The sequence below is a fragment of the Nocardia sp. NPDC051929 genome (genome assembly GCF_044548645.1).
In the GTDB taxonomy this organism is placed as follows: domain Bacteria; phylum Actinomycetota; class Actinomycetes; order Mycobacteriales; family Mycobacteriaceae; genus Nocardia; species Nocardia sichangensis.
Genome location: NZ_JBIUCG010000019.1, coordinates 122605 through 143989, shown reverse-complemented (window position 1 = coordinate 143989; position 21385 = coordinate 122605). Strand labels below are relative to the sequence as shown.

At 67.9% G+C, this 21385-nt stretch carries 23 protein-coding genes; 13 read left to right on the top strand and 10 right to left on the bottom strand.

What is annotated here, in order from left to right; genetic code table 11:
- Positions 1–45: 45 nt before the first annotated feature.
- Positions 46–477 (top strand): pyridoxamine 5'-phosphate oxidase family protein, encoded by a 432-nt coding sequence (locus ACIHAX_RS25820; protein WP_355078418.1) that lies wholly within the window; start codon positions 46–48, stop codon positions 475–477.
- On the opposite strand, the gene ACIHAX_RS25815 is transcribed toward ACIHAX_RS25820, so the two are convergent.
- The 4 genes from ACIHAX_RS25815 to ACIHAX_RS25800 form a co-directional block, all read right to left on the bottom strand.
- Positions 474–908 (bottom strand): CBS domain-containing protein, encoded by a 435-nt coding sequence (locus ACIHAX_RS25815; RefSeq protein ID WP_397280039.1) that lies wholly within the window; start codon positions 906–908, stop codon positions 474–476. The two genes, ACIHAX_RS25820 and ACIHAX_RS25815, sit on opposite strands and share 4 nt — an antisense overlap.
- 102 nt (positions 909–1010) lie before the next feature.
- Positions 1011–2315, bottom strand: coding sequence for a helix-turn-helix domain-containing protein (locus ACIHAX_RS25810; RefSeq protein ID WP_364436284.1), 1305 nt, complete (start codon positions 2313–2315; stop codon positions 1011–1013).
- 186 nt (positions 2316–2501) lie between these two features.
- Entirely contained in the window at positions 2502–2738 is a 237-nt protein-coding gene (locus ACIHAX_RS25805; protein WP_356969653.1) for a hypothetical protein, read from the bottom strand.
- Between the two features lie 222 nt (positions 2739–2960).
- Positions 2961–3758, bottom strand: a complete 798-nt coding sequence (locus ACIHAX_RS25800; protein ID WP_355078414.1) for an SAM-dependent methyltransferase — start codon at positions 3756–3758, stop codon at positions 2961–2963.
- A 326-nt stretch (positions 3759–4084) separates the two neighbouring features.
- Here ACIHAX_RS25800 and ACIHAX_RS25795 point away from each other — a divergent pair, with 326 nt between their 5' ends.
- Both ACIHAX_RS25795 and ACIHAX_RS25790 read left to right on the top strand, forming a co-directional pair.
- Positions 4085–4306, top strand: coding sequence for a DUF397 domain-containing protein (locus ACIHAX_RS25795; protein WP_039797917.1), 222 nt, complete (start codon positions 4085–4087; stop codon positions 4304–4306).
- Positions 4307–4396: 90 nt separating this feature from the next.
- Positions 4397–5284, top strand: a complete 888-nt coding sequence (locus ACIHAX_RS25790) for a helix-turn-helix transcriptional regulator (protein WP_355078413.1) — start codon at positions 4397–4399, stop codon at positions 5282–5284.
- Positions 5285–5442: 158 nt separating this feature from the next.
- On the opposite strand, the gene ACIHAX_RS25785 is transcribed toward ACIHAX_RS25790, so the two are convergent.
- From ACIHAX_RS25785 to ACIHAX_RS25770, 4 genes are all read right to left on the bottom strand, one after another.
- A complete protein-coding gene (locus ACIHAX_RS25785; RefSeq protein WP_355078412.1) occupies positions 5443–5670 on the bottom strand; it encodes a hypothetical protein in 228 nt (75 codons plus the stop codon).
- Between the two features lie 294 nt (positions 5671–5964).
- Complete coding sequence (locus tag ACIHAX_RS25780) at positions 5965–6267, bottom strand: putative quinol monooxygenase (protein ID WP_043690427.1); 303 nt, start codon at positions 6265–6267, stop codon at positions 5965–5967.
- Positions 6268–6331: 64 nt separating this feature from the next.
- Positions 6332–6991, bottom strand: a complete 660-nt coding sequence (locus ACIHAX_RS25775) for an SDR family oxidoreductase (RefSeq protein ID WP_356968221.1) — start codon at positions 6989–6991, stop codon at positions 6332–6334.
- 34 nt (positions 6992–7025) lie between these two features.
- On the bottom strand, positions 7026–7595 hold the full coding sequence (locus tag ACIHAX_RS25770; RefSeq protein WP_364436293.1) for a DUF2599 domain-containing protein: 570 nt from the start codon (positions 7593–7595) through the stop codon (positions 7026–7028).
- A 99-nt stretch (positions 7596–7694) separates the two neighbouring features.
- On the opposite strand from ACIHAX_RS25770, the gene ACIHAX_RS25765 reads away from it, so the two are divergent.
- Positions 7695–8822 (top strand): lipase family protein, encoded by a 1128-nt coding sequence (locus ACIHAX_RS25765; protein ID WP_397280035.1) that lies wholly within the window; start codon positions 7695–7697, stop codon positions 8820–8822.
- Between the two features lie 10 nt (positions 8823–8832).
- Here ACIHAX_RS25765 and ACIHAX_RS25760 read toward each other — a convergent pair whose 3' ends face one another.
- Positions 8833–9075, bottom strand: a complete 243-nt coding sequence (locus ACIHAX_RS25760; protein WP_355078408.1) for a hypothetical protein — start codon at positions 9073–9075, stop codon at positions 8833–8835.
- Positions 9076–9419: 344 nt separating this feature from the next.
- Between ACIHAX_RS25760 and ACIHAX_RS25755 the strand changes: the two genes are divergently transcribed.
- From ACIHAX_RS25755 to ACIHAX_RS25725, 7 genes are all read left to right on the top strand, one after another.
- Complete coding sequence (locus tag ACIHAX_RS25755; protein ID WP_355078407.1) at positions 9420–10595, top strand: lipase family protein; 1176 nt, start codon at positions 9420–9422, stop codon at positions 10593–10595.
- A 234-nt stretch (positions 10596–10829) separates the two neighbouring features.
- The gene (locus ACIHAX_RS25750; protein WP_355078406.1) at positions 10830–12203 is read left to right on the top strand and encodes a lipase family protein; all 1374 of its coding nucleotides are present in this window, start codon (positions 10830–10832) and stop codon (positions 12201–12203) included.
- 187 nt (positions 12204–12390) lie between these two features.
- Positions 12391–13455 carry a fused (3R)-hydroxyacyl-ACP dehydratase subunits HadA/HadB gene (locus ACIHAX_RS25745; protein WP_355078405.1) on the top strand — a complete coding sequence of 355 codons (1065 nt, stop codon included), beginning with the start codon at positions 12391–12393 and terminating at the stop codon, positions 13453–13455.
- 304 nt (positions 13456–13759) lie between these two features.
- Positions 13760–14704 carry a helix-turn-helix transcriptional regulator gene (locus ACIHAX_RS25740; protein WP_356968212.1) on the top strand — a complete coding sequence of 315 codons (945 nt, stop codon included), beginning with the start codon at positions 13760–13762 and terminating at the stop codon, positions 14702–14704.
- An 85-nt stretch (positions 14705–14789) separates the two neighbouring features.
- A complete protein-coding gene (locus ACIHAX_RS25735; RefSeq protein ID WP_356968210.1) occupies positions 14790–15740 on the top strand; it encodes a helix-turn-helix transcriptional regulator in 951 nt (316 codons plus the stop codon).
- A 139-nt stretch (positions 15741–15879) separates the two neighbouring features.
- Positions 15880–16539, top strand: a complete 660-nt coding sequence (locus ACIHAX_RS25730; protein WP_355078402.1) for a helix-turn-helix domain-containing protein — start codon at positions 15880–15882, stop codon at positions 16537–16539.
- Positions 16521–17102, top strand: a complete 582-nt coding sequence (locus tag ACIHAX_RS25725; RefSeq protein WP_355078401.1) for a hypothetical protein — start codon at positions 16521–16523, stop codon at positions 17100–17102. Before ACIHAX_RS25730 ends, ACIHAX_RS25725 begins: the two co-directional genes overlap by 19 nt.
- A 215-nt stretch (positions 17103–17317) precedes the next feature.
- Here the strand turns inward: ACIHAX_RS25725 and ACIHAX_RS25720 are convergent, their stop codons facing one another.
- Positions 17318–18868 carry an acyl-CoA carboxylase subunit beta gene (locus ACIHAX_RS25720; protein ID WP_355078400.1) on the bottom strand — a complete coding sequence of 517 codons (1551 nt, stop codon included), beginning with the start codon at positions 18866–18868 and terminating at the stop codon, positions 17318–17320.
- A 564-nt stretch (positions 18869–19432) separates the two neighbouring features.
- Here ACIHAX_RS25720 and ACIHAX_RS25715 point away from each other — a divergent pair.
- Positions 19433–20377 carry a transcriptional regulator gene (locus tag ACIHAX_RS25715; protein ID WP_364436310.1) on the top strand — a complete coding sequence of 315 codons (945 nt, stop codon included), beginning with the start codon at positions 19433–19435 and terminating at the stop codon, positions 20375–20377.
- 57 nt (positions 20378–20434) lie between these two features.
- Entirely contained in the window at positions 20435–21385 is a 951-nt protein-coding gene (locus tag ACIHAX_RS25710; RefSeq protein ID WP_364436313.1) for an acyl-ACP desaturase, read from the top strand.

Here is a 21385-nt window from a genome sequence, read left to right as displayed (position 1 = left end):
GAAGTTTTGTCGTGGACAAAGGCTTTCACGACTAGCCTGGAACGTATGCCTCTGACCCTGCAAGAGCGTCAAGAGTTCCTTGCGCAGCCGCATATCGCGGCGTTCTCGGTGGCCGCGGGCACCGGTCGTGGCCCGCTCACCGTCCCGATCTGGTACCAATACAGTCCCGGTGACGAGGTCTGGATCCTGACCGGCCCGGAGTCGCAGAAGATGCGCTACATCCGGGAGACCGGCCGGTTCGGTCTGATGGTGCAGCAGGCCGAACCCACGGTCCGCTACGTGAGCGTGGAGGGCCCGGTCACCCGGATCACCCCGATGACCGACGAGATGCACCGTGAAATGGCCGCGCGGTACGTACCCGCCGAATCGGTCGACACCTACCTGAAGGCGGCCGAGGCCTACGGTGAGCAGGTCGCCGTATTCCTGCGGCCGGAGCACTGGCTCTCGGCCGATCTGGGGAACCTCAGCGAGCTCTAATATCTGCCCTGCAGGTACTCCACGAGGTGTTCGCGTTCGTCCGCCAATTCCGAGATCGCGCTCTTGACCACATCGCCGATGCTCACGATGCCGACCAGCCTGCCCTCGTGCACCACCGGCAGATGCCGGATGCGGTGGTCGGTCATGGTGCGGCGCAGGCCGTCGACCCGGTCCTCGGGCGCGCAGGTGCGCACCGCGGAGGTCATGATCGCCGAGACCGGCATGTCCAGCAGGTCCGCGCCCCACGCGTGCAGACTGCGTACCACGTCGCGCTCGGAGACGATGCCCGCGATCGTGTTGCCGTCGGGGGAGACGACGACAGCGCCGATGTTCCGCTCGGCCAGCGCGGCGAGCAGTGTGCGTACCGTCGTATCGGGCGCGACCGTGGCCACGTCGCTGCCTTTTCTGTGCAGGATCTCCGAAATTCGCATATTTCACCATCCAGACGTCGCGGCACTACCAGGATCGCAAGTTCACGGTCCGGTGACCAGCACGAATCCGTTACAGGCCACGATCAGGTCACGGCGCGGACGTCACAGGCGACGGGCGACGCTGCGGTCCAGATCCCGGGCCAGCAGGGCGATCGCCGCCTGTGAGATGCCCGCCGAGGTCGCCAGGTCGATCGAGGTGAGCTGGGCGATGCGGCGCAGGCGGTAGTCGACGGTGTTCGGGTGCACGAAGAGCTGGCGCGCGGTGAGCTGCCGGTTCATGTCGTTGCCCAGGTAGGCGCGCATGGTGTCGAACAGCTCGGGATGGGCGTCGAGCGGGTCGAGGATGGTCGCGATCCGGCGCGTGGCCGGGCCGCTGCGGGTGAGCTGATACTCCACCGCCAGATCCGACATCTGGTAGAGACCGGGCGGCCGGACGCCGACGCGCACGAGATTGAGCAGCTCGTGTGCCTGATCGGCCGATTCGGGGATCTGATCGGTGTCGGTCGGCACCACGGTCGCGGTGAGCGGGACCTCGGCGGCGACGGCGAGCAGCTCGAGCGTGGCGGCCGTGAGGACGGTCTCGGCCTCGTCGCCCGACGGGATGAGCAGTGTGCCGCCCTTGGCGCTGAGCAGCGCGAGCGCGCGGGAGGCGAACACGGTGGCCAGCTCGGACTGTAGCCGTCGCAGTTTCCGGCGCGCGGCGACGTTCCCGTCGACGCGCGGATCGCGCTCGTCCGGATGCTCCGGAATCGACAGGGCGACAACCTGATACGCCTCCGCGATCGGAATACCCGTCTGGCGGGCCAGAGCCGAGCTGCCGCGCCCGCTCAGCAGCGCCGAGGCGAGCGTCTGCGCCGCCGTCTGATGCTCCTTGGCGACCAGGTGCTGTTCGTCGACGTAGGCATCGGACACCGCCGCGGTGATCGCCTCGAGCAGTTCGAGGAGCAGATCGGCGGCGACCAGCACCTCCTCGACGTCGTCGGCCTCGGCGGGCGCGGTGACCAGACCGAAGGCGATGCGCAATCCTTCGTGGTAGGCGCGCAGGATGGTGCTCAACGGCACGCCCTCGCGCGCCCAGCGGGCGGCGGCCGCGCGCACCGGGCCGAGTTGCTCCTCGTCCGGCACGGTTCGCCGGTCGAACATCTCTGCGGCGAGGTTCAGGCAGCTGCGGGTGAGTTTCGTGACGTCACCGCGGATCTGCTCGCCGGGCAGGGTGCGGCAGGGCGCCATGACGTTCTCGAAATATCCGACCATGTGCGAGGCCACGCTGTCGGTGTTCTGCAAAGGCACCGAAGCCGGCTGTCCACCGATTTCCAGCACCGGGTCGGACGAGTCGGCGGACAGATCCAACGCGGAGTAGGTCATGACGAGTTCGCTCCCCAATGCCACGTCGGGCGTGCGAGACATCGCGCCCGAGTCGATCGATCACTATACGAAAGGGCTGTGTGGACCGGGAGTGATCTGTGAGATCGCTTGGGATCGCTCCGCATTCCGTAGTGACCCGATGACGGACGCGCAGCGCGCGGCCCGGATTACGGTGCTGGAGCAGGGTTTACGAAGCGGCGAGGCACTCGCGCGCCGGGATGTGGCCTGTTATTCGTCGTCCAGCCCGGCTGACAGATACGCGGCTGCCGCCAGCCACTGCCTGCACTGCGGACCGTGGACCTCGTGGGCGTAGAGGATGTCGCGGGCCTGCCGGTAGGTGAGGCCGCGGGGCTCCACACTGCAATCCGTCGCGGCGAACTCGGGCGCAGGGTACTGGCGGAAGGGCTCGGCGCCGGCGCCGTCGATGACGGCAACCCGGGGGGAAGTTCGAAATGGCTCGATCATTCGACTACCCCTCGCGTCCGACGTGTGGCGGGGAGGCCGACGTACTGGTAGCGCAGACTCGAACTCCCTGCGTACCTCCCCGATTTCGAGTTCGAGTCTATTCCTCCGTCGCTTGCAAATGCAAGTACATCTGCACGATCGGTCGGAGAAAAAACCGGCGGCGGCCGCCGGTGGTGACCGGCGACCGCCGCTGTGCCGCTTGCGGTTTGGCGTTCAGGGGCCTTACGGCTTGCGCGCGACCGCGCCGTAGGCGGAGATCGGACGGGACTCGCCCACCTCCGTGGCGCCCGAGCGCCACTGCGTGATGGACACGAAGCCCGGCTCGACCAACTCCAGACCGTCGAAGACGGCCTTGATCTGAGCCTGCGGGCGGGGGACATAAGGAGTGCCACCGGTGCCGGTGTAGTTCTCGCACAAGGTGACATACGCCTTGCTGTCGTCGGTGCCGTCCCACATCACCAGGTAGCTGCCCGACGGCACGGCGTCCAGCACGGTGCGCACGATGCGCAGCAGCTCGTCGTAGGTCTTGGCGTGGCCGAGCACGCCCATGAACATCACGGCGATGGGCTCGTTGAAGTTCAGGACGTGCTTGGCGTCGGTGATGATCCGCTCGGGATCGTGGTAGTCGGCGTCGATGTAGGTGGTGACGCCCTCCGGCGTGGTGGAAGTGAGCAGCGCCCGCGCGTGCGTGAGCACCAGCGGATCGTTGTCCACGTACACGATCCGGGACTCCGGCGCGACGCTCTGGGCGACCTCATGGGTGTTCTGCATCGTGGGCAGGCCGGTCCCGATGTCGAGGAACTGGCGGATGCCCTGCTCCCCGGCGAGGTAGCGCACCGCGCGGATGAGGAACTGGCGCGACTGCACCGCCATGGTGGTGATGTCCGGATCCACCTCGATCCCGGCATCGCCTGCGATGCGGTCGATCTCGTAATAGTCCTTGCCGCCCATCCAGTAGTTCCAGATGCGCGCGGAGTGGGGTATGTCGGTTCGGATGAGGGGGCTGTGGTCTTCGGTCATGGGGTTGTACTCCTAGGCAGAAACGGGTCCGCGGCACTGCCGTGCAGGTGGGTGCGTGGGGTTGTCGCGAATGACTGGTACATCCGATGTGCACTGTGACAGTACAAGATTCGCGCGCGTCCAGAGGGGTGGATCGGCGAGCTGATCTCGGTGTTTCCGGGTCGAGGTGATCGTGTTTCACATCTGTCGCCGGATGACGCCGATCCGCGGGCGCACAGAGGGCGAACTTCGTGCTATCGTCCGGTGTCGGTGCAGATGCAAGAACGTTTGAACGTGCATCTGCACGAACCGAATCGCCTGACTGCGGTAACGGAGGAGTGGGGAAGATGTCGGATACATCCACCAACGAGATCATCGGAACTTGGCGAAAGAGTTCCTTCAGCAATCCGAGCGGCAACTGCGTCGAGGTGGCCGAAACGGCCAACGGCCAGGTGGCAGTACGTAACTCGCGGGACCCGGAAGGCGGGGTCTTGATCTACACGCGTCCGGAGATCGACGCGTTCGTCCGCGGCGCGAAGGCCGGGGAGTTCGACTATTTGACTAGCTGAGCGGTAACATTGGCGGTCGGTGCGGTGTGTCTCGCGACAGGTGGTTGTGACACACTGTGGGCAACCCCCGGAGTATCGGAGACGAACTCGATGATCGCTGAACCCGATGACGATGGTCATGTGCAATCCGTTGTCGCGGAACGTGGTCCGACCGTGCTACGCATCGCATTGGGCGGCCAGCTGCGCAAGCTTCGGGAGAAGAAGGGCATCACCCGTGAAGCGGCGGGTGATGCGATCCGGGGATCGCACGCCAAGATCAGTCGTCTCGAGTTGGGCCGTACCGGCTTCAAGGAACGCGACATCCGCGACCTGCTGACCCTTTACGGCGTTCACGACGCCGAGGAGCGCGAGTCGTTCCTCGAGTTGGCCAGGCAGGCCAACGAGCCCGGCTGGTGGCATCGCTACAGCGACCTGCTGCCGCAGTGGTTCGGCACCTACCTCGGCCTGGAACAGGCCGCGAGCAAGATCCGCACCTACGAGTCGCATCTTGTTCCCGGACTGCTGCAAACGCCCGAATACGCCCGGGCGGTCGTATCGCTCGGGTACGAGGACGCCGACACGGATCGGCGGGTCGCGGTGCGTCAGCGCAGGCAGGAAATCCTCTTCCGCTCGGACCCGCCGGTGGTGTGGGCGGTGCTCGACGAGGCCGCGTTGGTGCGGCCCGTCGGTGGCGCGCAGGTGCATCGAGAGCAGATGCTGCATCTGGTCCGGCTGGCGAAGCTGCCCAATGTGACGATCCAGGTGCTGCCGTTCACCGCGGGGGAGCACGCCGCGGCGGGCAGCTCCTTCAGCATTCTGCGTTTCGCCGAGGCCGAACTGCCGGACATCGTGTATCTCGAACAGTTGACCAGCGCGTTGTATCTCGAGCGGCGGCAAGACCTGGCGTTGTACCTGTCGGTGATGGACCGCCTCAGTGTGCAGGCCGAGCGCCCGGACAAGTCGATCGCGATCATGGAGAAGTATGCCGAAGGGCGCTGAGGCCACGCGGTAGTCTCGGCGCCGCCGAAGACCCGATACGCCGAGCGGCCACCTCCCAAATCGGAGGTGGCCGCTCGGTTTTTCTTTGCTGTCCAATCGCTCGGCGGTGGTAGCCGCCGAAAATTTCGTTATCCGCCGGGCTCGGACGGCGGGACGATCTACTGCTTGATGAAGCTGGAGGCGATTCGCCAGAATGTAGCGGGCTGCAATGCCTCGAGATCCCAGTCGTCGGCCATCGCGTGCGCGGTGGTGACGATGCGGTCGATATCGAAATCGTGCCGAGTCGCCGCCCCGGTGGATTCGACGGCATCGATCACGTATGCCACGGCGGTTTCTCGGGAAAATGCGGTATCGGTGTGGCCGCTGTGGGCCGATAATGTGCTCATATGTCTACCGTTCGCCGGCTGGTCGGCCAGTGCGGTGTCGGCTGATCCGAACCGGCCGCCGGTAAGTGGATGTTCCATTCGAATGCCCCTGTTTCTGGCGGCGGCAAACCCATGGCGGCTTCGGCCTTCGGCTCGCCCACGCGGCCTCCCCTGGTGGTCCCCTGTAAAGCGTTGCGGGACCGAGTTTATGCCGCCGTACCTTTCAGATGCAAGCACATCTGCACGATCGATTGCACGTGCGCACTGCGTATTTCGCGGCCGGAAGTTTGCGGAAACGGTGCCCGACGCGAAATTTCAGTCGCGGCCGAATAGGACGTCCGTGCTGTAATCGATCTGTGTACCCGGCTCGACGAATTGGTCCGCCGCGGCCCGCCAAGCAAGAAAATGTTCGGTGAAACGGTGTGCTTCCGCCGCCTCGTCGTCGGTGTAGAGCTGATAGAGAAAGAATCGGTGGGGGTCCACCCGATCTGCGCAGATGTCGAAGCGCAGACAGCCGGGCTCGGTCCGGACGGAGGCGTCGGCGCTGCGGGATATGGCTGCCAGGAACTCGGCGCGGGAGCCGGGGCGGATCTTCATCGAGACGATTCGACTGAACACGGTTGTTCTCCCATCGTGACCGTTGCGGTCGATCGGCAAGGGCGGTAGCGGGGTGCGCGACAGCTCAATCGGTCAGATGTGCAATTGCCTGGCTAATCGGAGTGTCACCCGAGACGAGTTCGAGGGTCAGCCCGTATGCGGGCGCGGCGGGCAGCAGTCCGGCCAGTACGGCGGCCACATCGGCGCGCGGGACCTCGCTGCGCCCGACCGGGGCCGGCGCGAGAGTCACCAGACCGGTGCCGGGGGAGTCGGTCAGGCGGCCGGGGCGCACAATGGTCCAGTCGAGATCTCTCTCGCGCAGATCGTCTTCGGCCTTGGTCTTCGCGTCGATGTACGCCGCCCACACGTCGTCGGAACCGGGAGCGACCGGCTGCCCCGCGCCCATCGTGGAGATCTGCAGGAAGCGGCGCACTCCGGTGCGCTCGGCGGTCTCGGCCAGCCGGACGGAGCCGCCCAGGTCGACGGTGTATTTCCGGTCCACGCCGCTGCCCTGCCCGGCGCCGGCGGCGAAAACCGCCGCGTCGCCGCCTTTTACAACGTCCTCCACCTCGTCTGTGCCCGCCTTCTCCAGATCGCACAGCACCGGTTCGGCGCCGGTGGCGCGTACGTCGGCGGCGTGCTCGGGGTCGCGGATGAGGGCGGCGACCTCGTGGCCGTTCGCGGTGAGCAATGGGGCCAGCAGCAATGCGATCTTCCCGTGTCCGCCTGCGATGACGACGCGCATGGATCGCTCCTTCCGGTCGGGGCGGCGCCCGCGCTCAGCGCTCGGGGCCGCCGGGATTACAGCGCGCTTCGACGGTGGCCTGGTAGCCCACCGCCGGGCGCCACGGTTCCAGGTTCCAGCTCGGCTTGTCCGGCTGGACCAGCCGGGCCCACGCCCAGTGGCAGACGAACTGATCGCGCATGCCCGGTGCGTCCGCGTCCGCCGACTCGGCCACGACCTCCTGCCACGCCCGTTCGTCCGAGCCGGGAAAGGTGGTCCGCCGACCGGCCTGCGTCGGGAAGACGAGCAGCCGGGGTCCGTCGATCGCTTCGGTCCAGGCGACGTGATCGATCAGCGGCTGTCCCGCGTAGGGGTCGACGGACGGCACGGCGGCCTGCGGTATCGATATCGGCGCGGTCGGTACGGTGGTGGTCGTGGTGCCTGCGGTCGTGGTCGTGTCCGCCGAAGGATCGGGCGAATCGTTTCCACAGGCGATCGGCAGAGGCAGCAGCCCCGCCGCGAGCAGTACGGCGGCGCGGCGCCGGGTGACGAGGCGATACGGGTACCGCTGCGCCACGGTCGAGCCTCCTGTGTTCTCCTCGGCACCGGTTTCCGGCGTGCTCATCCGAGCCTAGCGAGCCCGGGCGGTCCCGGCGAGGTCGCCCGGCCGGGCCACCGATTGTGGTGGCTTGCCGGTGCGGCCGCGGCTGGGGATAGTCGGTCGGTGCGGTGTGGACGGTTCATGGCGGGGGCGGCGGGCGTCGTGGTCTCGGTGACGGTCGCGTTGGCCGGGCCCGCGGAGGCCGGGGTGGACGAGGCGCCCGGCACCGTGACGGACCTGGCGGAACTGGCGGACCGTCTGCACGTGGCAGGGGCGACGACCGCCGAACGGCTGACGTATCGGTCGCGTGGCCCGCGCGGGCCCATGCTGAGCACCGGAGTGCTCTATCTGCCCGAAGGCGCTCCGCCGCAAGGGGGTTGGCCGATCGTCGCCTACGCGCACGGCACTTCCGGGATCGCCGACGAGTGCGCGTTCACGCTGCGACCCCGGGACTACTACCTGACGTCGGTGTACCCGGATCTGCTGCGCGCGGGCTATGCGGTGGTGATCTCCGACTACGTCGGACTCGGCACCCCCGGCGTGCATCCCTATCTGGACGGTCCCGCCCAGGCCCGCAGCATCATCGACGGCGTGCGCGCGGCACGGGCGGTCGCCCCTTCGCTCGGTACCCGCTGGGCGGTGTTCGGTCAGTCGCAGGGCGGGCACGCCGCGCTGTTCACCGCCCATCTCGCGCCCGGCGACGCACCGGAACTCGATCTGCGCGGCGCGGCCGCGACCGGCGCACCGTCGAATCTGGACGTGGTGTTCCCGCTGGCGGGGCCTTGGCTGCCGCGGCTGCCGCTGCAGAAGACGACGACCTATTTCGGCATGCTGCTGGCCGGATTGCGCGCCAGTGCGCCGGAGCTGGACATCGACGGCTACCTGACCCCGGTGGGCCGGCACGTCCTGCGCATCGTGGAAGCGGGCTGCGCCGCCGAGGCGGACGCGCAGGTGTCCGGCATCGGCATCGGGGCCATGCTGTCGCGGCCATTGGACGACCCCGCGCTGCTGGCCGCGGTGCGCGCGATGTTGAAGGTGCCGACGAGCGGCTACTCGGTGCCGTTGTACCTCGGTCAAGGGCTGACGGATCTGGAGGTGCCCGCGCCGCTGACGCTCGAGCTGATCGCCGAGCTGCGCTGCGCGGGCACCGATCTGCGGGTGGACTGGTATCCCGGCGATCATCTCGGCGCGGCGCGCGAGGCGTTTCCCGACGCGCTCGACTTCCTGCGTGGCGTGCTCGATCGGCCCTGAGTCCGCTCACTCAGCGCCAGAGCGAATGGCACGGTAGCCTGCGCAGGCCGGGACGGACCTGGCCGTCGACGGTGACGGTGAGCCCGGCGTGTGCGGCGGCCGAGGTGAACTCCCACGCCTCGGTTTTGGTGGCCGCGTATTCGAGGACCAGCGCGTCCTCGGGAGTGGGCCCGTCGAAGTAGACGGTGATACGCCGGGTCGGCGGTTCTCGGGTGTCGTCGCGGTCAGCGAGTCTGCGCACAGTGCCGTCCATGCCACTGTCTCCTTCCGGCCTGCGCGGCAGCCGCGCCGGTAGGACTGACGGTAAAGGGCCGCCACTGCTGAGAACATGTTGCAGGTTATCGGCTGGAAATGTCACAGAACGGACGCGGCGTCGTGGGGTACAGTCACCAGCCGGGGCGCATCGCGGGCACAGCCCGGGCGACCCAAACTTGTGAATTGTCAACATGATCGCGTCGGGCGGTACCCAGCGCGGGTGATGTTGCCGAGGATGAGCACAGCGTCGGACGATTCAGGAGGCACACGTCGATGAGTCAGCGCCCACGTTCGTTGGGTAGGGGAGTGGGGCGAAGACGTCTCGCACGTGCGATCGGAGCGATGGCCGCGGGGCTGGTGCTGATCGCGAGCATGGCCGGCGCGGCGACCAGCGCGCCGCTGTATCCCGAACCCGATCCGGATCCCTTCTACGCGACGCCCGCGGACATCGCCGACCGCAAGCCCGGCGACGTGATCGCGACCAGGGTGATGCCGCCGCTGGCGATCTTCCCGGAGACCACGGTGACCGTGATCCGATTCCGGTCGACGAGTTCGGAGGGGAAACCGATCGCGGCGACCACCACGGTGCTGACGCCGAAGGCGCATCGCGCGGACGGTCCGCTGCTGTCGTTCCAGCACATCATCAACGGGCTCGGCTCGGAGTGCTCGGTCTCCCGGGTGCTCTACACCGGCGACCCGAACCTCGTCGTGCGGGAAGCGCCCGGCTGGAACGTGCTGCTGGCGCGCGGCTGGAGCGTCGCGCTGCCCGACCACCTCGGCCCGAATTTCGCCTACGGCGCCGCGAAGCTCGGCGGGCAGATCACGCTCGACGGGATCCGCGCCGTCAAGCAGGTCAACGAACTCGGGGTGCAGCGCAGCCCGGTGGCGATGGTCGGATACTCCGGCGGCGGGATGGCCACCGCGTGGGCCGCGGCTCTGCAGCCGAAGTACGCGCCGGAACTCGACATCGCGGGCGCGGCCATGGGCGGCGTGCCGATGAATCTGGTGAAGATGCTCGAGGGGCTGGGGCTCAACCCGCACCCGGTGTTCGGTCTGGCGTTCGCCGCCGGGTTCGGGCTGGAACGGGAGTACCCGACTCGCTTCCCGCTGAGCGACCAGCTGAACGAACGTGGTCTGGCCGCTCGCGCGCAGATCGCCAACAGCTGCACCAATGACATCCTCTCGACGGGGGCGGGTCACGGTGCGCTGGACTTCGCCAAGACGACCTCGATGATCACCGACAACACCGCGCGCGCCGTGGTCGAGGAGAACAGCCTCGAACTCTACGACGGCGTGCCGAAGACGCCGGTGTTCGAATGGCATTCGCCGATCGACGGCCTTATCCCGATCGACGCGGTGGTCAACACCGACAAGCGATGGTGTTCGGCGGGCGCCAGGGTGCAGACCGAGGAGATCCCGGTGCCGGACCATTTGACCGCGGCGGTGCTCGGTATTCCCGCGGCACTGAACTGGCTGGACGCTCGTTTCCGAGGGGAGCCGGCGCCGAGCAATTGCTGAGCGACGATACGTGAACGGCCGAGCCGGGACCCCACTCTTCGGAAAGGGGTCTCGGCCGGTTGTTGCGATATGGATACGCGACAACACAACTCGGACGCTTTACTGCGTCCAGTCCAGGGCGCTGACGTAGCCTGACGTCCTGGCTCCCGGTCTGACAGGGGACATTTCGGGGGTCGAAGGCCAGTGCGCCCGGGTGCCAGACGACGTTGCCGTTCGCACCCGAAGGCGTGTGCCATGAAGATTTCGCGTGCCATTGCTGTGGCATTGCTCGCCGCCAGCTCGGTCCTGGCCGTCCCCGCCGCCGCAGAGCCGCCGCCCGCGCCGCCGCCGGGCGGGTTGCTGCCCGCGCTACAACAACTCATCGATCAGGTGATCCCGCCGCCGCCGATCGCGCCGCTGCCGGAGCCGATTTCGCCTGCGCACGAGGCGACTACGCTGTCGCCGTCGCTGGCCGCGCTGCGCTCGGCCACGCTGCCCTCCGCCGTCGGCGACCCGATGTTCGACCTACGGCCCGCGAATCTCGACGAATCGGCCGAGGGACAGGTCATCGAGGTCCGCGACGTGCGCGCGACGGCCGCGCCGTTGCTGCTGCTGCCGATCCAGCGTGCGCTGCTGGTGAAGTACCGTACGACGGACGCGCACGGCGCACCGTCGTACGCCACGGCGACGCTGATCGTTCCCGCCGCACCGTGGCCAGGGCCCGGTCAGCGGCCGGTGGTGGTGAACAACCTGCCCATCGATGCCCTCGGCCGTACCTGCACGCCGGGATACACCCTCGCGCACGGGCTCAACCCCGACACCAGCACCACCGACTTCCTGCCGCCTACGACGCATCTGGCGGCGCTGCGCGGGTACGCCGTGCTGATCCCGGACCACGAGGGCCCTTCGATGGCCTACGCCGAACCCATCGTGGCCGGGCACGCCGTACTCGACTCGATCCGGGCGGTGCGCGGGCTGCTGCCGGAGGAGTTCGGCGCCGCGAAGTTCGGCCTGGCGGGATATTCCGGCGGCGCGATCGCGACGCACGGGGCGGTGAAGCTGATCGACGGCTACGCACCGGAATTGGCGGACGTGATCGTAGGCGCGGCGCTGGGCGGCGTGCCCGCCGACTTCGAGATCCTGGCCCGCAGCATGAACGGCAACCTCGCCTCGGCGATATTCATGGGTGCCGTGTTCGGCATCGGCCGCGAGCGGCCGGAGATCCTGGCCGGGATGAACAATCTCGCCCGATGGGTGGCCACCTCGCCGGTGAAGAACATGTGCGGCAGCAGCTTCGGAGCGATCGGCGTGCTGATGCTGCCGATCGACATCGCCGCGAATTTCCCCGATCCGCTGCATTCGGCGCTGGCCGCGGACATCTATCGGGTGACGAAGATGGCCGGGATGCGGTCGGCGACTCCGCTCTACGTCTACAACGGCGAGCAGGAGTTCTGGATCCCGGCCGAGGGCGCGCGCGATCTCTATCTGGAGCAGTGCGGACTCGGCGTGCCCGCGGTGTACCGCAGTGTGCTTGGTGAGCACATCATCGCCGGTGCGCTCGGTTATCCGGAAGCCATGATCTGGCTGGACGACAGGCTGCGGGGAGTGCCTGCGCCCGACGAGTGCTGACCGTGTGACGGCGCTCGGGGGAATCCGGTAACGCGGTGTGCCCGCTATGGCGATCAAGACTGTGTCCCCCTTCGGCCCTTCGGTTGGTATGCCCAGATCTGGCGAGGGCGCTCCTGCGGCGTCGTCGCGGCTTCGGTACGGTGGGCCGGGCCGGTCGGGGGTGACGGCGGATTCCCGAGAGAGGCACATGAACGACATCACGACCACCGCGTCCGAACAAGCCAAGGCACTGGTGGGGCGGCAATATCGCCTGACCGACTCATACGAGGTGGGGCGCGAGAAAATCCGGGAGTTCGCGCGAGCGCTGCAGGACGGCCATCCCGCCCACCGGTACGAAGACGCCGCGGCGGAACTCGGCTTCGACGGGCTCGTCGCGCCGATGACGTTCTCGTCGATCGTGCTCATGTTGATGCAGCGCAAGATGTTCGAGTCCGTGCTCACCGGGTATGACCTCGGCCAGGTGCTGCAGACGGAGCAGACGATCCGGGTGCACCGGCCGATCGTCGCGGGCGACCAGGTGCGGTGCGAATCCTACATCGAGTCGTTCCGGCAGTTCGGTGACAAGGACTTCATGGTCACCAGGAACGTGCTGAGCAACCAGCACAAGGAAGTGTTGCAGACCGCGCACACCACGGCGGTGGCGCAGACCGGGGTGGACCTCGCCGCCGATCTGCGCGCGGCGGTCGAGGGCGTGATCATGACCGGGCAGTCGGCCGCCGACCGTGCGAACGCGGCGGCCGGGCGCGGGTCCGGCGACGACGGCGGGCTGGTCGAGAGCTTCGACGAGGCGTTGCAAGCGGACACCCCCGACGAGTCGCGCACGCCCCGCACCGTCCCCGCTTTCGAGGACCTGTCCGTCGGCATGGAACTGGCCCCGCGAACAGTGCTGCTGTCTCGTGGTGATCTGGTGAATTACGCAGGCGTCTCCGGTGATTCGAACCCGATCCACTTCAGCGACGTGGTCGCGCGCAGCGCCGGACTGCCCGACGTGGTGTCGCACGGACTGCTGACCATGGGCATCGGCGCCGGGTATCTCACCTCGTGGCTCGGTGATCCGGCCGCCGTCACGCGGTACGGGGTGCGGTTCGCCGGGTTCGCCCCGGTTCCGGCGACCAGGGCGAGCGCGATCGAATTCCGCGGTCGGGTCAAGCAATTGGACCCACAGCGCCGCGCGGCCACCATAGCCTTGACCGCGACCTGCGGTGACCGCAAGCTGTTCGGTCGCGCGACGGCGGACGTAGTGCTGCGCTGAACCGAGCGGCCCGCCGTCACCGGATTCGGCGGCGGCGGGCACCGGGTCGTGCGGTCATCGCTTCGGTGCGCGGGTCGCGCAGCGGAACTATTCGGCCGCAATGGTTTTCGGTATCGCCGCGCGCCCCGCGGCCAACTCGTCGCTTTGCCTTCCGTAGTTCGTCTGCTGCCGGACCGATGGTCGGCGAGCAGTCATCCCGGCGACCTTGAAAATGATCTTGCGGATGTGCTTACACCTGCGCATACGCTGCCGTTCGTGGGGTTCGGTGCTGGAGTGCGGGCACCGCACATGCGAGACTCGGTACATGCGTGCTTCGGTAGTGCGGCCTCAGAACGAATCCATCGCTCGTGGAACGGCTCCCGCCGCCGAGGGCGGCCCGACCGCCCTACGGATGATCCTCGGCGGGCGGATGCGTCGGCTGCGTGAGGCGTGCGGCATCTCACTGGAGGAAGCGGGCGAGGCGATCCGTGGCTCGCACTCGAAGATCAGCCGCTTGGAACTGGGGCGTACCGGCTTCCGGGAGCGGGATCTGGTGGACCTGCTCGCGCTGTACGGCGTCACCGACGAGGAGGAGTGCGCGGAGTTCAAGCGGCTGGCCAAGCAGGCGAACACCTCGGGATGGTGGCATCACGACGCCGACTGGCTGCCGAAGTGGTTCGACACCTATCTCGGGCTGGAGCATGCCGCCCAGTTGATCCGCTGCTACGAGCCGCGGGTCGTTCCGGAACTGCTGCAGACCCCCGAGTATGCCCGCGCGCTGTTCGTGCTCGCTCATCCGCACGAGGACGAGGAGTCGATCGAGCGGCGCGTGGCCCTGCGGATGCGCCGCCAGGAGATCCTGACCAGGCCGGACCCACCCCAGATGTGGCTGATCGTCGAGGAAGCGGCGCTGCGGCGCAGGATCGGAGGATCGCAGGTGTGGTTGGCCCAGCTCGACCACCTGCTGCGGGTCGCGGACGCGCCGAACATCACCGTGCAGGTGCTCGCCGATCACGTCGGCGGCCCCGCGGTCTCCGACGGCGCGTTCACCATGCTGCGTTTCGCCGAGTCGGATCTGCCGGACATCGTGTATCTCCAGCAACTCACCGGCGCGCTGTACCTGGACAAGGACGCCGATCTCGCGGCTTACCGGGCGGTGGCGAATCTGCTGTCGGTGCACGCCGCGCCCCCCGAGTACACCCGCGATCTCATCGCGGCCTTGCGCGAGCGTGAGCCGCAGATCGTCGAGCTGCCGTCCGGCCCGGCCTGACCGGCCCGGTGGAACCACGAATGCGCGGCGGTACAGGGACTTTCGGCCGTAGATAACGACTGGGACAACATGGCAGACTCGGGGCATGCGTCCTTCGAACGTACGACAGGCGGCCGATGCGGCGGGGTTCGGCGCTCAGCCGGTGTCCGGAGGCGGGCCGACGGTGCTGCGGATGGTTCTGGGCGGCCGGCTGCGTCGCCTGCGCGAGGACCGGAAGATCACCAGGGAAGCGGCGGGTGAGGCCATTCGCGGGTCGCATTCGAAGATCAGTCGGCTGGAGCTCGGGCGCACCGGCTGCCGGGAACGCGATCTGGTCGACCTGCTCGACTTCTACGAGGTGACCGACCCCGCCGAACGGGATCGATACCTGGAACTGGCCAGGCAGGCCAATGCGTCGGGCTGGTGGGCGCGAGACAACGACTGGTTGCCGAAGTGGTTCGACACTTACCTCGGGCTGGAACAGGCGGCCCGGCTGATCCGCTGCTACGAGCCGCGGGCGGTCCCCGAACTGCTGCAGACCCCGGAGTACGCCCGCGCGCTGCTCACACTGTCGCATCCGGGCGAGCCGCAGGACGCGATCGAACGCCGGGTCGCGCTGCGCATGCGCAGGCAGGAAATACTCGCCGGTCCGCACCCGCCGCAGGTGTGGATGCTCATCGAGGAGGCCGCGCTGCGCCGCAGGATCGGCGGCTCGACCGTCTGGCGCGCGCAGCTGGACCGCGTGCTGCACGCGGCGGCGCGGCCGAACGTCACGATCCAGATCCTGGCCGATCACGTGGGCGGCCCCGCGCTCACCGACGGCGCGTTCACCGTCTTGCGCTTCGCCGAGGCCGATCTGCCCGACATCGTCTATCTCCAGCAGCTGACCAGCGCGCTGTATCTGGACAAGATCGCCGACCTGGACGTTTACTACACGGTGCTGAACCAACTTTCGCTGCTGGCCCCGTCACCGGAGCATTCCGGCCAGCTGCTCCAGATCTTGCGCGACGGCATTCCGCCGACCGTCGACGAACCGGTGGACAACCCGAGAAGCTGACCGGCCGCTGGCCGCCCTCCCGACGTCTTCCCGGGCGATTCGGCGCGCCCGAAGCGGGCATCTTCTCTGCGAGGTGATGCGCATGCCGGGCAAGAGCAAAGTATTGTCCCATTGGGACAATAGGGGTATGCTCAGGTGCATGAGCGACGACGGTGTCGGTCTGGACGGCCGTCGGCTGCGCACTCGGCGCAGCCGTGAAGCGCTGTCGCGCGCGGCGTTCGACCTGCTCACCGAGCGGGGGCTCGACGCGGTGGCCGTCGAGGACATCGCGCTGCGGGCCGGTGTCACCCGGCGCACGTTCAGCAGGCACTTCGCGTCCATCGAAGAGGCGATTCTCGGCGATGTCGACCAGGATGTGCACCTGTTCAACGAAGCCCTGAGCCACCGTCCCCTTTCCGAGCCGCCCCTGATCGCCTACCGCGGCGCCGTCCACGATTGGCTCGCCACCGAGTACGGCGGGGCCCGTGCGTCGCTGCTCGCCCGCCGCTGGGCGCTGTTCCAGCGCTTCGAGGACGAACCGGAACTGTTCGCCGGCTATCAGCGCATCCGCATCGACGGGCAACGCGAGTCCGTCCGGATCATCGCGGCACGGCTCGGCGTGGATCCGCAGACCGATCCGCGTCCGGCCGTCGCCGTCGGCGCCGGTGCGGGCATGCTGCTCGCGGCGCTACAGAGTTGGGCGGCGGGCCCTGATCCGATGGGCCTGCCCGGCCTCGTCGAAGAGTTCTTCGACACCCTCGTCACCCTCACCGCCGAAATTCGCAACGAGGAGTCACCGTCATGCCTACCGGGTCGGTGAACATGTACCGCCGGACGTGCCGCCGCGTCGGCTTGGATCGCAATCCGCTGCGCCGCAGTGAAGATCGTGTGCAGACCGGTGTCGCGGTGCTGCTTGCCCTGGTGTTCCTGATAGTCGTGCCCATACTCGCGCTGACCGTCGGCGGCCGGGTGTACCGCGTCGAGACGGCCGCAGTGCGGGCCGAGACGGCACGCTTGCATCGAGTCGACGCCACCGTGATCGAAACCGGGAAGGCGCCGCTGTACGCGCCGGTGGTGCCCGCGCGTGTGTCCTGGAAGGACGCCGACGGCGTGGCCCACACCGGCGACTATCAGTCGACCACGGTGGTCGAGCCGGGTTCCACCGTGCCGATCTGGCTGAACGAACGCGGCGCGATCGTGGAGCCGCCGTCGTCGACCCAGCCCGCCAGCAAGGCGGTGATGCTGACCGCCGGTGCGGTGTTCGGCGTTTCGATCGTGCTCGTCGGCAGCTATCTGCTGCTGCGCCGAGGTCTCGATCGGCGGCGGCTGCGCAGGTGGGAGACCGAGTGGGTGGCGGCCGATCTCACCTGGGGGCACGGCTGAGCCTTGGTGCGGCGTGCCCGCCGGGCGAGGGTAGGGAACAGGCGCAGCGGGCACGTCGCGTGCCGCGCCGCTACGCGGCGAACGAAGCGGGCCCGGCACTGACCTGAGATTAAGGCATCGGCGTGCCGGACGGCCCGGTTCGCCGCTGATCGCCGGAGATCCCACCACATAGACCCGGTTATGTTGTGACACAGCATAACCGGGTCCGCTGCGCCTCAGACCGGAAAAAGACTGTGCTTGCGGGGGTTGGGCTCGGCGCTCGCCTCTTTCTCGCGCAGCAGACGCAGCGCCCGGCGGATCTCCAGTCTCGTCTGCGAAGGCTCGATCACCGCATCGATGTAGCCGCGCTCGGCGGCGATCCACGGCGTGGCAACCGTCGTGTTGTACTGCTCGATCATGGCGTCGCGCACGGCCGCGCGGTCCTCAGGGGCCACCTGGGCGAGCTGCCGTTTGCCGACGATGCTCACCGCGCTCTCCGCACCCATCACGGCGATGCGCGCGGTCGGCCAGGCCAGGCTGACGTCGGAGCCGAGTTGCTTGCAGCCCATCACGGCGTAGCCTCCGCCGTAGGCCTTGCGGACCACGACGGTCACGATCGGGACGGTCGCCTCGATCACCGCGCGGAAGAACCGTCCGCCGCGCTTGATCACTCCGCTGCGCTCTTCCTCCACGCCGGGCAGCACGCCGGGGGTGTCCACGACGAAGATCAGCGGCAGCCCGAAGACATTGCACAGCCGGATGAAGTGCGTCGCCTTGTCCGAGCACTTGGCGTCGATCGCGCCGCCGAGGACCAGCGGCTGATTCGCGATCACCCCGACGCTGCGCCCGTCCACCCTGGCGAAGCCGGTGATCAGGTTCTGCGCGGTCGCCGCGCTGATCTCGTGGAAGTCGCCGTCGTCGAACAGGCGCAGCAAGATCTCGTGCATGTCGTAGCCCTGCCGATCGGAGTCGGGAACGATCGAGTCCAGCTCCAGATCGTGCGGCGTGACCTGCGGCTCCAGGCCCGGATTGACGACCGGGCCCGGCTCGAGGCAACTCGACGGCAGGTAGCCCAAATAGGTCCTGGCCCAGTCGAAAGCGTCCTGCTCGGTGGCGGCGACATGGTGGACGGTGCCGTTGGCCGCCTGCGCCTGCGCGCCACCCAGTTCCTCCATGGTCACCTCCTCGCCGGTGACCTCCTTGATCACCTCGGGGCCGGTGACGAACATGTAGGACTTCTCGGTCGCGATCAGAATGTCGGTGTTGACCGGTGCGTAGACCGACCCGGCCGCGCATTTGCCCAGCATGATCGACACTTGCGGGACGAAGCCCGACAGTCGTTCCTGGCGGCGGCTCATCAGCGCGTACCAGGCCAGCGAGGTGACCGCGTCCTGGATGCGGGCGCCGCCGGAGTCGTTGATCGCGACGACCGGGCAGGCGTTCCTGGTGGCGAAATCCAGCGCCGCGGCGACCTTGCGGCCGAACATCTCGCCGACGGAGCCTCCGAAGACCGTCTGATCGTGGGCGATCACCACGACGGGCCTGCCGTCGATCCGCCCGCGGCCGGTGACCACGCCGTCGCCGTACATGGCTCCCGGGGTGCCCGGCTGGCGCACCAGCGCGCCGGTCTCCACGAAACTCCCCGGGTCGAGTAGCGCGCGCACTCGCTCCCGCGCGCTGGGAATGCCCTTGGTCTTGCGCTTCGCGATGCCGTTTTCGCCTGCGGGCTCTTCGGCCAGTTCCAGAATCCCCCGCAGCTCGTCCAGCTTGTCTCGCGTACCGCTCATATGTGTTGTCGCCCTTCGAAACTCGTCGCGACGCCGTACGGCAGCGCGACGCTCGATGCTATCGGCGGTGCGATCTGCTGCACAGCGGTTCGGATGATCTGATGGAACAGCTCACAGGTTTGCCTTTCGATGCCTCGGTTCATAGCACGCGACGCCCCGGCTCACGGCGACGACACGGACTGTGTGACGTCCCAATCGTGGCCGTAGGTCGCGATGAACCGTCCCCAGAGCGCCGGAGGGGACTACTCAGGGCGGTGCCGACGGATCTAGGGTGATCTCGACGCAGCGCCGGAAATGCGCGGACGGCGCTGCGTCACACACTCCGGAAATCGGTGCGCCCGCGAAGACATCGGGCCGGATCCGAAAATAGCGGTGCCGCAGCGGTTCTGCCTGTGCGGGACGCGGGCTGCGCGAATTCCAGCGAAAGTTGTGATTGCGCCCAACGGGTCGGGCGGCCGCTGATGACTTACCCGATGCGGCGGAACATATCTCGATTCCATCACGATCCGACGCTAACCTTCGGGAGGCATGATGGGCAGGCAGTCGAGAACGAGTACCGAGACGTTGACATCGAAACTCGTCGCACACCTGGCCGGGCGCTCCGGCCGCGACGCGTCCGGCGATGTCGCGACGACCGCACGGAACTGTCTGGCGGCCGCTGTCGAACTACTGGCTCCGCGTCCGGCGCCCGCGACGGTCCGGCCGCCGGAGATCGCCGGTTTCGCCTCGCGCTGGGCACGGGAGGGCATCACACTGGAAACGGTGCTCGGCGCATATCACGACGAAATCCGTAGCGGCCTGGAATTCCTCGCCGACGAGGTCGCCGACGAGCGAACCGATCATTTTCTCGCGGGTGCGCGATTGGCGGTCCACGTACTGGAGATGGTGACCGTGGCGGCGTCGACCGCTTATGTCGACGAGCACCGCGCGGTCGCGCGGGAACATCAGACCGCGGCGCAGACGCTGGTCTCCGCGCTGCTGGGCGGGCACGCGGTCGGCGAACTCGCCAGGGCGACAGGCATTCCGATCGCACGGTCGTATCAGGTCGTCGCGCTGGGCATTCCGGCGCATCCGGACGAGCGAAGACCCGGCACGGGCACGGACGCGGCCCGACGCAAACTCCGTCGCGTGCAGGCCGCGCTGGCCGGTCCGCTCGGCTCACGGGCCTTGTCGGTGCTGTCCGCCGCGGGCGGCACGGTGCTGGTGCCGCTCGACGACGTGCCCGCCCGCACCGGAACATTCACCATGACCGACGACGTGCTGGCCATCGTCGGTGAGGCCGCCGAGGTCCCGTTGACGGCCACGGTGGCCACCGGCCGCACCGCGCGCATCCCGGAACTGGCCGGTCGCGCCCACGATCTGCTGGACCGGCTGCGGGCTGCGGGCGGGCCGCCGGGGCTGTATCGGGTGGCCGACGCGGGCGATGCCCCGGCTTGTGAACTGCCCCAGCCGGGCCATATGGCCATCGTCACCTCGCCCAACGATCGCGTGATCGGCCGTTCTGCCTGATATTCCGCCGCTATCGTCGACTGTGCCCTGATCTCGAGGGTGAGCAAAGGAGTTCGAGTGACCACCGCGTTGACCGATCGCGATATTCTGCGCGAACTGGAGCCCACCGCCGAACGCCTGCTCAACGACCATCTGCGCAAGGCGAAATCCTGGAATCCGCACGATTACGTGCCGTGGGACGACGGCCGCAATTTCGCCGCCCTCGGCGGAATCGATTGGGAGCCGGGTCAATCCGCGCTTTCCGAGGTCGCGCAGACCGCGATGATCACCAATCTGCTCACCGAGGACAATCTGCCGTCGTATCACCGGGAGATCTCGGAGTCGTTCTCGCTGGACGGGGTATGGGGTACCTGGGTGGGCCGGTGGACCGCCGAGGAGAACCGCCACGCCATCGTGATGCGCGACTATCTGGTCGTGACCCGCGCGGTCGATCCGGTGCTGCTGGAGCAGGCGCGGATGGCGCATATGACCACAGGTTTCGCCACACCCGGCGAAGAGGAGCGGTTGCTCCATTCGGTCGCTTACGTCACGTTGCAGGAGCTCGCGACCAGGATCAGCCACCGCAATACGGGAGCGGCCTGCGGGGAACCGGTCGCCGAGCGTATGCTGCAGCGAGTTGCCGCCGACGAGAACCTGCACATGATCTTCTACCGGAACATCAGCGCCGCGGCCCTCGACCTGGTGCCGAACGAAGCGCTGCGCGCCATCACCAGCGTGGTCACCCGATTCCAGATGCCGGGGCTGACCCAGCCGAATTTCCGGCGCAACGCCGTGCTGCTGGCCAAGCACGGCATCTACGACTTGCGTCAGCATCTCGATGTGGTGGTGCGTCCGGTGCTGCGCGCGTGGCACGTCTTCGAACGCGACGATCTGACCGGCGACGGCGAACGAGCCCGCGAGGAACTGCACGCCTACCTCGAAGACCTGGAGATCCGGGCGCGCCGGTTCGAGGAACAGCGTGAACGCGCCGCGGCCAGACAAGCAGAACGGGCCGCCGCAGCCGGATGA

Coding starts and splice junctions, on each gene's coding strand:
- ACIHAX_RS25820 (WP_355078418.1), top strand. CDS start 46: ATGCCTCTGACCCTGCAAGAGCGTCAAGAGTTCCTTGCGCAGCCGCAT.
- ACIHAX_RS25815 (WP_397280039.1), bottom strand. CDS start 908: ATGCGAATTTCGGAGATCCTGCACAGAAAAGGCAGCGACGTGGCCACG.
- ACIHAX_RS25810 (WP_364436284.1), bottom strand. CDS start 2,315: ATGTCTCGCACGCCCGACGTGGCATTGGGGAGCGAACTCGTCATGACC.
- ACIHAX_RS25805 (WP_356969653.1), bottom strand. CDS start 2,738: ATGATCGAGCCATTTCGAACTTCCCCCCGGGTTGCCGTCATCGACGGC.
- ACIHAX_RS25800 (WP_355078414.1), bottom strand. CDS start 3,758: ATGACCGAAGACCACAGCCCCCTCATCCGAACCGACATACCCCACTCC.
- ACIHAX_RS25795 (WP_039797917.1), top strand. CDS start 4,085: ATGTCGGATACATCCACCAACGAGATCATCGGAACTTGGCGAAAGAGT.
- ACIHAX_RS25790 (WP_355078413.1), top strand. CDS start 4,397: ATGATCGCTGAACCCGATGACGATGGTCATGTGCAATCCGTTGTCGCG.
- ACIHAX_RS25785 (WP_355078412.1), bottom strand. CDS start 5,670: ATGAGCACATTATCGGCCCACAGCGGCCACACCGATACCGCATTTTCC.
- ACIHAX_RS25775 (WP_356968221.1), bottom strand. CDS start 6,991: ATGCGCGTCGTCATCGCAGGCGGACACGGGAAGATCGCATTGCTGCTG.
- ACIHAX_RS25770 (WP_364436293.1), bottom strand. CDS start 7,595: ATGAGCACGCCGGAAACCGGTGCCGAGGAGAACACAGGAGGCTCGACC.
- ACIHAX_RS25760 (WP_355078408.1), bottom strand. CDS start 9,075: ATGGACGGCACTGTGCGCAGACTCGCTGACCGCGACGACACCCGAGAA.
- ACIHAX_RS25755 (WP_355078407.1), top strand. CDS start 9,420: ATGGCCGCGGGGCTGGTGCTGATCGCGAGCATGGCCGGCGCGGCGACC.
- ACIHAX_RS25750 (WP_355078406.1), top strand. CDS start 10,830: ATGAAGATTTCGCGTGCCATTGCTGTGGCATTGCTCGCCGCCAGCTCG.
- ACIHAX_RS25745 (WP_355078405.1), top strand. CDS start 12,391: ATGAACGACATCACGACCACCGCGTCCGAACAAGCCAAGGCACTGGTG.
- ACIHAX_RS25740 (WP_356968212.1), top strand. CDS start 13,760: ATGCGTGCTTCGGTAGTGCGGCCTCAGAACGAATCCATCGCTCGTGGA.
- ACIHAX_RS25735 (WP_356968210.1), top strand. CDS start 14,790: ATGCGTCCTTCGAACGTACGACAGGCGGCCGATGCGGCGGGGTTCGGC.
- ACIHAX_RS25730 (WP_355078402.1), top strand. CDS start 15,880: ATGAGCGACGACGGTGTCGGTCTGGACGGCCGTCGGCTGCGCACTCGG.
- ACIHAX_RS25725 (WP_355078401.1), top strand. CDS start 16,521: ATGCCTACCGGGTCGGTGAACATGTACCGCCGGACGTGCCGCCGCGTC.
- ACIHAX_RS25720 (WP_355078400.1), bottom strand. CDS start 18,868: ATGAGCGGTACGCGAGACAAGCTGGACGAGCTGCGGGGGATTCTGGAA.